General features: G+C 76.6%; 7 protein-coding genes. 5 read left to right on the top strand and 2 right to left on the bottom strand.

What is annotated here, in order from left to right; all coding sequences use genetic code 11:
• The coding region (locus ABT093_RS37330; protein WP_502884402.1) for a type 2 lanthipeptide synthetase LanM family protein at nt 1-3,230 on the bottom strand (3,230 nt) is incomplete at its 3' end.
• Between the two features lie 316 nt (nt 3,231-3,546).
• Nucleotides 3,547-4,191: a class I SAM-dependent methyltransferase gene (locus ABT093_RS37325; RefSeq protein WP_350571916.1), complete on the bottom strand. Its 645-nt coding sequence runs from the start codon at nt 4,189-4,191 to the stop codon at nt 3,547-3,549.
• A 216-nt stretch (nt 4,192-4,407) separates the two neighbouring features.
• Between ABT093_RS37325 and ABT093_RS37320 the strand changes: the two genes are divergently transcribed.
• The 5 genes from ABT093_RS37320 to ABT093_RS37300 all read left to right on the top strand — a co-directional run bounded on the left by ABT093_RS37320 (nt 4,408) and on the right by ABT093_RS37300 (nt 9,148).
• Nucleotides 4,408-5,220, top strand: coding sequence for a sigma 54 modulation/S30EA ribosomal C-terminal domain-containing protein (locus ABT093_RS37320; RefSeq protein ID WP_350571915.1), 813 nt, complete (start codon nt 4,408-4,410; stop codon nt 5,218-5,220).
• A gap of 80 nt (nt 5,221-5,300) precedes the next feature.
• Complete coding sequence (locus ABT093_RS37315) at nt 5,301-5,759, top strand: pyridoxamine 5'-phosphate oxidase family protein (protein ID WP_502884405.1); 459 nt, start codon at nt 5,301-5,303, stop codon at nt 5,757-5,759.
• 373 nt (nt 5,760-6,132) lie between these two features.
• On the top strand, nt 6,133-7,950 hold the full coding sequence (gene ctaD, locus ABT093_RS37310) for an aa3-type cytochrome oxidase subunit I (protein ID WP_502884401.1): 1,818 nt from the start codon (nt 6,133-6,135) through the stop codon (nt 7,948-7,950).
• A 119-nt stretch (nt 7,951-8,069) separates the two neighbouring features.
• The gene (locus ABT093_RS37305) at nt 8,070-8,603 is read left to right on the top strand and encodes a hypothetical protein (protein ID WP_350571914.1); all 534 of its coding nucleotides are present in this window, start codon (nt 8,070-8,072) and stop codon (nt 8,601-8,603) included.
• Nucleotides 8,604-8,707: 104 nt separating this feature from the next.
• Nucleotides 8,708-9,148 (top strand): nuclear transport factor 2 family protein, encoded by a 441-nt coding sequence (locus tag ABT093_RS37300; RefSeq protein ID WP_350571913.1) that lies wholly within the window; start codon nt 8,708-8,710, stop codon nt 9,146-9,148.
• Nucleotides 9,149-9,196: the final 48 nt, after the last annotated feature.

Below are 9,196 nucleotides of genomic sequence, written 5' to 3'. Positions count from 1 at the left end.
CTCGCCCTGCCGGTAGGCGGTGCCGACCGGCGGGGGGGGCGCGGGGGCGGCCCGCCGGGCGGCCCGGGTCCGCCGGGGCGCCGGCGGGGGGGGGGGCGCGGGGCGGCCGGCCGGGGGCGCGCCGCGGCCGGGGCCCACGGGCGCAGCAGCAGGGCGGGCGGCACCTGGTCGGGGAAGCCGAGGCGGAGCAGCCCGTGCCCGATCCCGGCCAGGCCGGTGAGCAGCCCGGGGTGGGGGACGTGGTCGGGGGTGCCCGAGCGCGGGCCGTCCTGGTCGACGGCGGCCAGCAGTGCCCCGGCCCGGCGGACCCACGGGGTACGGCCGGCGGCGGGTCCGTGCCGGCCGAGCAGTTCCAGCACGCCCGACTCGCCGTGACAGAGGCTGTGGTCGCCGAGCGGCGCGGCCCGCGCGGTGTTCCGTACGGCGCGCTGGGCCCAGTCGGCGAGCCGGCGGTCGGCGAGCGCGAGCGGGCTGTCCACCACGGCGAGCGCCACGCCGGGGCGCCCCCGGCACCAGGAGCCCTCGCGCGAGCGGACGGCGGTGGCGGCGTGCAGGGCGGCCAGCCCGGCCCGGTGGTGCGGGCCCTCGGCGGGCTCGCCGACGGCCTGGGCGTAGCGCAGCAGGGCCCAGCCGACGCCGGCCGAGCCGTGGGCGAAACCGGTGGCGGCCGGGGCGGGGCGGGCGGCGAGCCGCTCGGCGCAGCGCGCGGCGGCGGCCAGTGCGGCGCCGGCGCTCACCGCGGCCGCGCCGCCGCCACCGGCGCCCGCCGCGTGCACGGCGAGCAGCGCGGCGAGCCCCCCGGCGGTACCGCTGTGCACGCCGGGGTCGTCCTCGCGCTCGGCGGCGGCCGCGGTGAGCGCCACCGCCGGGCCGCTCCACGCCGCGACCGGCGGATCGTCGAGCAGGCGGGCGAGTTCGGTGAGCGCGTAGGCGATGCCGCCGAGGCCGGCGAAGGCGCCGGAGCCGACGGCGGCCGGGTGGTCGGGGTGGGCGGCGAGCGAGTCGAACAGCCCGGGGAGCGGCGCGAGGGCCCGGCGGGCGACCTCGGCGTAGCGCCCGGTCCCGGTGAGCGCGGCGAGCTGGGCGAGGAACAGCGCCGTGCCGGTGTAGCCGCCGGCCAGGTCCGCGCCGAGCGGCCGCACCCGCCAGTAGCGGTCGGCGAGCAGTTCGAGACCGAGCCAGTTGGTGCGGGAGCGGTCCTGGTAGGCGGCCGCGACCAGTTGGTCGCCGAGGCCCCGGGCGGCGGCCAGCAGCCGTTCGGGCTCGGGAGCGGTGGCCCAGACGTTCTCGGGCACCGGGCGCCCGGGCCGGTGGGCGGGGGTGCCGGCGGCGCCCGCCATGGCCGCCCGGACGATCCACTCCTGGTCCTTGCGGTCGACGGCGCCGAGCGCGGCGAGCTTGGCCTCGACCCGGGCCAGCCCCGCCTCGGCCAGTTCGCCGGCCAGCCGGCGGCCGTCGGAGGTCCACAGGTCGCGCGCGCCGGGCCGGGCGGTGAACAGCGGGACGTCGCCGCTCCACAGGTCGGCGATCTCGTGCTCGGCCAGCCCGGGGTGGCCCGGGTCGTCGACCGCGTCGGTGCGCAGCAGCTCCAGCACGGCCTGCCGGGCGCCCGCCTCGCGCAGCACGTCCGGGTGGGTCGACTCGTCGAGCAGCCGGGCGTAGACCCGGGTGGCCCGCGGCACCACCCGCACCTCGGCGTTCGCGAAGCAGCGCAGCAGGCCGCGCGGGCCGGTGAGTTCGTCCCGGCCCTCGACGAGCGCGGTGTACCCGGCGCGGAAGCCGGCCACCAGCGACTCGGTGTGCTCGGCCGGTTCGACGGGCGCGCCGTCCAGCCGGGGCCGGTTGTGCGCCTCGCCGAACGGGCGGGGGCGGCGCACCAGGCGCATCTCGTCGGTGCCGGCGGCCGTCCAGTCCACGCCGTCGACGGGGGACGGCCGCCGCCCGGTGGAGCCCCCGCCGATGCCGGAGACGTCCACGGCGCCGTCGTCGCCGATCAGCAGTTGCGGCAGCAGGCCGACCCGGTGCACGGACTCGGCGAGCGCGCGGGCCGCCGGGTCCCCGGCGCTAGCGGGCCGGGCGTCCGGGCCGCCCGCCGGCGGGTGGAACAGCGTCTCGACGTCCACCAGCACCGGCTGGTCCCCGCAGGCGACCAGGTTCTCGAAGTGCAGGTCGGTGCCGTCCAGGACGTGCAGCAGGGCGAGCAGCGCCCCCTGCCGCCGGTAGAAGCGCTCGACGTCGAAGTGGGTCAGGCAGGGGCGGGCCTCGGCGTACTCGGTCCAGCCGTGGGTGCCCCGGTCGAGCAGGCCCAGCGCGCGCAGCCGGGGCACCCCGGGCCGTCCGCCGTACCAGCCGAGCAGCGTGTTGAAGTGCCGGTGCGCGGCGGGCGGGCGGGGCCGGTGGACGACGGCGGTGCCGTTGGCGAAGTGCAGCACGGCGACCGCCCGGCCGCGCCGGTGGCGGTCGCCCGCGCCGGCGGTGACGGCGACCAGCGACCCCGGGTCGCGGCCGCGCAGCAGCCCGGCGACCAGCAGGGGCCGGTCGGCGGCGAACCGGTCGAGCAGCTCGGCGTGGGCGTCTGCGGCGTCCAGACAGGCCCGGGCCAGCAGCCGGGCCAGCACGGGGTAGTCGCGCAGCAGCGCCGCCAGGCCCTCGCGGCGGGCGGTGAGCGCGAGGAACGAGCGGAACCGCTCCTGCGGGGTGCCGCCGGCCAGCCGCCCGGTGGCGCGGGCCGTGTGCAGCTCCAGGACGAGGGTGCGCGCGGCGATCCGGGCCAGCCGCTCGGTCAGCCGTGCGGTGAACTCGGCGCGCAGCGCGGTCAGGTCGATCCGGCCCAGCTGGTCGGCGGCGCGCACGGCCGGGGTGAGCGCCGTCAGCAGCCGCACCTGCGCGCGGTCGGCGAAGGGCTGCAGCACGAGCGCGAAGCCGCTCAGGCCCGGGTAGGCGGCGCGCGGCACCATCGGGCGCACCGGCGCGGCCGCCACGGCGGCCTCGGTGAAGGCGGCCCAGTCCGGGCGGGCGGCCGGCAGCGGCCGGCCCGGCGTCAGGCCCCGCTCCCACCACGGGGGGCCGCCGGCACGGGGGGACCGGAGACGGCCGGGGTGGGAGCGGGGGGTCTGGGCGGGGGAGGGGAGGGGCCGGGGCGGCTCCGGCGGCCCGGACGGTCCGGGCCGCGCGGATCCCGTGGGCGGTGCGGGTGGTGCGGGTGGTGGTACCGGGAAGTCGCCGGGCATCGGAGTGTGCGGGAACGGTGTGGCCGGGGGGACCGCCGCTGCGACCGGGCCCTGATCCGGTCCGGCGCCCCCGTCGAGGCGCGTGCTGCGCACGGCGTCCACCTCAGCCACCACCGCACCTCCGATGCCGGGAGAGGGCCGCGCTGCCGTCGAAGGCGCTGCCCTCACCGCTGATCCTGTCGCCGCGGCGGCCGCCGGGGCATGGGGGACGGGCCCCCATCTTTGTGACGCCGGCCCGCACGATCCGCCGCGCCCCCGCCCTTCGGCGGGGGCGGTCTCCTCTGCGCGGACCACTTGTGCGGACCACCCGTGCCGACTACCGCCGGGCGAGGAGCAGTTGGGTGGCCACCGCGGGCCGGCCGTTCATGGTGGACACCGCGGGCTCGCGCTCGTCGAGCGGCTCGAACCCGGCGAACAGCTCCCGCAGCCGCTCCCGGGTGTGGTGGCGGCAGACCGCGCCGTCGCTCGTCGCGAAGACGCCGAAGGTGCCGAAGCGCTCCTCGGAGTGCCGATAGCGTTCCTGGTTGCGCGCGTCCGGCTGGAGCAGGTAGTCGCTGACCAGGAGCAGGCCGCCGGGGCGCAGCACCCGGTGCAGTTCGGTGACCAGGGCGTGCTGCGCCGCGTCGTCCGGCACGCAGGTGAGTACGGCGAACAGGAAGGCCGCGTCGAAGCCGCCGTCCGGGAACCCGGTGCGCGGCGGGTCGGTGAGGACCGTGAAGCGGGCGGCGGGCTGTTCGGCGCGGGCCCGGGCGACCGGCTCGGGCGCCACGTCCACGCCCGCGATGTCGGTGAAGCCGAGCGCGGCCAGCTCGCCGGCGAGCCGGCCGTAGCCGCACCCGTAGTCCAGCAGGGCGGCGTCCCGGGCGAGGCGCGCCGTCCAGGCGGGGTGCAGGGGATGGCCGAAGATCTTGGTGGTTCCTGTGGAGTTCCAGTACGCGGACTGGTCTTCAGGGGCCGTCATGGGCCGATGATGCCACGGCCCGACGGCCGCGCCGGGCCCGGGGTGCCGGGGTGCGACGGGTACGACCGGGCCGGTGGGCGCGGGCCGATGGGGCCGTTCGGCCCTTGTGGGCGGGGTGCCGGGGAGGGATCGTGATCGCCGCGCCGCAGTACGGGGCCGCCGGGAGCGGGTCGGCGCGGCAGGACCAGAGTGTGGCGGAACGGGAAGAGGCCTGAGGTGGGCGAGTTGGTCACGGTGCGGGTGTGCGAGGGGATTTCGCGGGGCTTCGCGGCCGACGCGAGAGCCCGGATCGCCGCCGTGGTGGGCGGGGCGGACGCCCTGGTGGAATCCCTGCGGGTGCGGGTCGCGACGCTCGGCGCGGCGGCCTCCCCGGGCGGCGCGGACCGGGCGGGTGTGCTGACCCAGGTCAACGCCGAGGTGGACGGCCGGCGGATCCGCGTCCAGGAGGCCGCCGCCGACCTCGGCGAGGCGCTGGACCGGCTCACCGAGGGCCTGCGCGTGCGGATGGCCGCCGTCACCTCGGGCTGGACGCCCCGGCCGTGGCCGCGCCGCATCCGCACCCGCGCGCTGCTGACCACCGTCGCGCCCGGGGCGCCGGACGGGCCGCCGGCCGCCGTCGCGCGCGCCGGACTCCCGGACCCCGCCGGGCCGCCGCGCATCGTCCGGCGCAAGCGGGCCCAGCTGGTGTGGTGCTCGCCGGACGCCGCCGCCCGGACCATGGACGCGATGGACTACGACATCCACCTGTTCACCGACCCGGCCACCGAGACCGACGCGGTGGTCTACCGGGTCGGCCCGACCGGCTACCGGCTGGCCCGCACGGTGGCCGCCGGACCGCCGACCCGCCCGGCCGTCCCGCTGACCCTCAGCCCCTGCGGGGCACCGGAGCTGACGGAGGACCAGGCCGCCGCGCGGCTGGCCGCCACCGAACTGCCCTACCTGTTCTTCGCCCAGCCCGGCTCCGGACGCGGCCGGGTGCTCTACCGGCGCTTCGACGGCGGCCTCGGACTGATCGCGGCCGCCTCGTGAGCGACGACTCCGTGCGCCGCCGGCTGCGCGAGCGGCGCCGCGCGGCCGGCCGGCAGCCGCAGAACCGCCGCACCGCGACGGTGGGACGCCCCCGCACGCCCCTGGAGGCGCCGCCGCGCGAACTGGTGCCGCTCGAACGGGCCGAGGCGCTGAGGCTGCTGGGCGGCGCGCCGTTCGGCCGGATCGTGTTCACGGTGCGGGCGCTGCCCGCGATCCGCCCGGTGAACCACCTCCTGGTCGACGACACCATCGTGATCCGCACGCACGACGGCGCCGCCCTGACCGCGGCCGCCCAGGGTCGCGAGGACACCGGCGTGGTGGTCGCCTACGAGGCGGACGCGATCGACCCGGTGACCCGGCTCGGCTGGAGCGTGGTGGTCACCGGCTTCGCCCGCCCGGTCACCGACCCCGCCCGACTGGCCCGCTACCGCGCCCTGTTGAGCCCCTGGGTGAACGCCTCGATGGACCACACGGTGGCCATCCAGCCCGACCTGGTGGCCGGCTACCGGCTCGTCGCCGGCACGGGCGCCGCCTCCTGACCCCGGGCCCGCGATCGATCCGCCCCCGACGCGGGCCCCGACCGGGGGTCCCGGGAACCGCGCGCGCCCCCTCCGGACGGGCGGCCGCGGCACACCGGGACCCCGGCGCGGAGGAACGGCTCCGCGCCCCGCCGGCGCGGCCTGGAGAACGACAACTCTCCAGGCCGCGCCGGTTTTTCGTGCTTCCCCCGGCCGTGGCCGGAGCCCGGCCGGCCGGTCCCGCGGGCGGGGCGGACAGTGGTCCCTCCCCGGGGCCCGGATCCGAGGCCCACCGGCCCCGGCCCGCTGGGTCCAACGGCCCTAGGGCGCACGGATGGTGCGTTCCGATCATGGATCGCCATCCATCCGCAGAAGTTTTCGAAGGAGTGCGTCCTTGAGCGCCATCGAGGCACAGGGCGACAGCGCGCTGCCGCCGTCCGCCGCCCGACCGGGAGCGGCACGGGTCAAACGACCCGGCTCCTCCCTGGTCCGGCTGCTGACGACCACAGACCACAAGACGATCGGCACCATGTACCTGGTGTCGTCGTTCGGGTTCTTCCTGATCGGCGGCATCCTCGCCCTGGTCATGCGCGCCGAACTCGCCCGGCCGGGGACGCAGATCCTCTCCAACGAGCAGTTCAACCAGGCGTTCACCATGCACGGCTCGGTGATGCTGCTGCTGTTCGCGATGCCGCTGTTCACCGGCTTCGCCAACTGGATCATGCCGCTGCAGATCGGCGCCCCCGACGTCGCCTTCCCCCGCCTGAACATGCTGGCCTACTGGCTGTTCATGTTCGGCTCGCTGATCGCGGCCGCCGGCTTCGCGACCCCGCAGGGCGCCGCCGACTTCGGCTGGTTCCTCTACGCGCCGCTGTCCGACGCGATCCACTCGCCCGGCGTCGGCGCCGACATGTGGATCATGGGCGTGACGCTGTCCGGCTTCGGCTCCATCCTGGGCGCGGTCAACTTCATCACCACGATCATCTGCATGCGCGCCCCGGGCCTGACCATGTTCCGGATGTCCATCTTCTGCTGGAACGTGCTGCTCACCTCGGTCCTGGTGCTGCTGGTCTTCCCGGTGCTGGCCGCCGCGCTGCTGGCCCTGGAGTGCGACCGCAAGTTCGGCTCGCACGTGTTCGACCCGTCCTCCGGCGGGGCCATGCTCTGGCAACACCTGTTCTGGTTCTTCGGCCATCCCGAGGTGTACATCCTGGCGCTGCCCTTCTTCGGCATCGTCTCGGAGGTCATCCCGGTCTTCAGCCGCAAGCCGATGTTCGGCTACTCCGGCCTGATCGCCGCGACCGTCGCCATCGCCGGCCTCTCGGTCACGGTGTGGGCGCACCACATGTACGTCACCGGACAAGTGCTGCTGCCGTTCTTCTCGTTCATGACCTTCCTGATCGCGGTGCCCACCGGCGTGAAGTTCTTCAACTGGGTCGGCACCATGTGGAAGGGCTCACTGAGCTTCGAGACACCGATGCTGTGGACGGTCGGCTTCCTGGTCACCTTCCTGTTCGGCGGCCTGACCGGCGTGCTGCTCGCGGCCCCGCCGATCGACTTCCACGTCTCCGACTCCTACTTCGTCGTCGCGCACTTCCACTACACGCTGTTCGGCACCGTGGTCTACGCGATGTTCGCCGGCTTCCACTTCTGGTGGCCCAAGATGACCGGCAAGATGCTCGACGAGCGGCTCGGCCGGATCTGCTTCTGGACGCTGACCATCGGCTTCCACACCACCTTCCTGGTCCAGCACTGGCTCGGCGCCGAGGGCATGCCCCGCCGCTACGCCGACTACCTGGCCGCCGACGGCTTCACCACGCTCAACACGGTGTCCACCATCGGCTCCTTCCTGCTGGGCCTGTCGCTCCTGCCGTTCCTCTACAACGTCTGGAAGACCGCCAAGTACGGCGAGCGGGTCACCAGCGACGACCCGTGGGGCTGGGGCCGCTCCCTGGAGTGGGCCACCTCCTGCCCGCCGCCGCGCCACAACTTCACCACCCTGCCGCGGATCCGCTCCGAATCCCCGGCCTTCGACCTGCACCACCCGGAGATCGCCGCCCGCGACCACCTGGACCACCACGGCGAGCGCGCCAAGCACCTGGTCGGGGTGATCCCCGCCGCGTACGACGAGCCCGCGCCGCGCCGCGCCCGGGCACTCGGCGCCGCCGCCTCCGACGGCCGGGCTCCCGGCCGCCCGGACGGCGACGGCTGACGGCCGACGGCCGCTGACGGCCCGACCCGCAGAACGCCGCTCCCGCCCGCGCGTCGCCCCCGGGCGGGCGGGAGCGGCTCCCCCTCCGAACCGCCCGAGGCTTGAGGAGAGCCGTCACCATGTCCCACATCGTCCTGGCCATCGGCACCGCCGCGATCACCGCGTCCGGCTGCGTCTGGTACCTGCCCGCCATCGCCGACCTCCAGGCCGGCGCGGACCGCCCCCGCTCGGCCCGCACCGCCGCGGCCGCCTGCGTGACCTGGTGGGCCTGTCTGGCCATGGCCGGCGGCCTGCTGCTGGCCGTCCCCGCCTGGCAGCCCGCCGCCGAGATCGCCCTCGCCGGCCTGGTCGCCGGCGTCCTGATGCGCGTCCGCGCCCACCTCCAGAGCCGCATCGAACAGCGCGAGGAGGCCGTGCGCTGGGCCCTGATCGACCCGAACCCGGCGCCCGCCCCGGTGCGCCCCTCGCCGCGCGCCCTGCTCGGCTGGCTGCTGGTCGGCCTGGCGATCGCCTCGCTCGGCGCCGTCTCCATCCTGCTCTCCGGCGGCGGCCCGCTCGCGCCCCGCCTGGCCGCCGCCGCGGGCAGCGCGGTCGCGGTCTCCACCGCCTTCCTGCTCATCGGACTCGGCAACGCCCGCCGGGCCCGCGCCTGACGAAACGTCACCGTTCTTCCGCCGAACCCTTGCTGAGCCGTGGCAGGTCCGGATATCAATCAGGCGACCGGGGCGAGGACCCGGCCCGTCGAGAGGAGCGTCCGATGACCGCCACCCCCGCGCCGAGCGAAGTGCTCCGGCAGTTCGTCGAACTCATGGGCAAGGGCCCCGACCCGGCGGTGGCCGACCTGGTCACCACCGACTCCGTCTTCGAACTGCCCTACCTGCTGCCCGGCGTCCCCCCGCAGCAGCCCGGCCGGGAGGCCTTCGTCGAGCACCTGCGGCGCGGCGCGGCCATGCAGCGCTTCGACGCCGTGGACCACGTCTCCGTGCACGGCACCACCGACCCCGAGCTGGCCGTCGCCGAGTACCGGCTGCACGGCGAGGTCCTGGCCACCGGCAAGCGCTTCACCCTCGACATGGTGGTGTTCGCCCGGGTGCGCGGCGGGCTGATCACCTGGTCGCGCACCTACTCCAACCCGCTCGACAGCGCCGTCGCCTTCGGTGCGGTGGAGCGGGTGCTCGGCGCGCTCAAGGACCGGTAGCGTCGAGGACCCGTAGCCCCGGGGACCGGCGGCGCCGGGGACCGCAAT

It is taken from the genome of Kitasatospora sp. NPDC002551 (assembly GCF_040296005.1).
GTDB lineage: Bacteria > Actinomycetota > Actinomycetes > Streptomycetales > Streptomycetaceae > Kitasatospora.
This window is presented reverse-complemented; position numbering and strand designations above follow the sequence as displayed.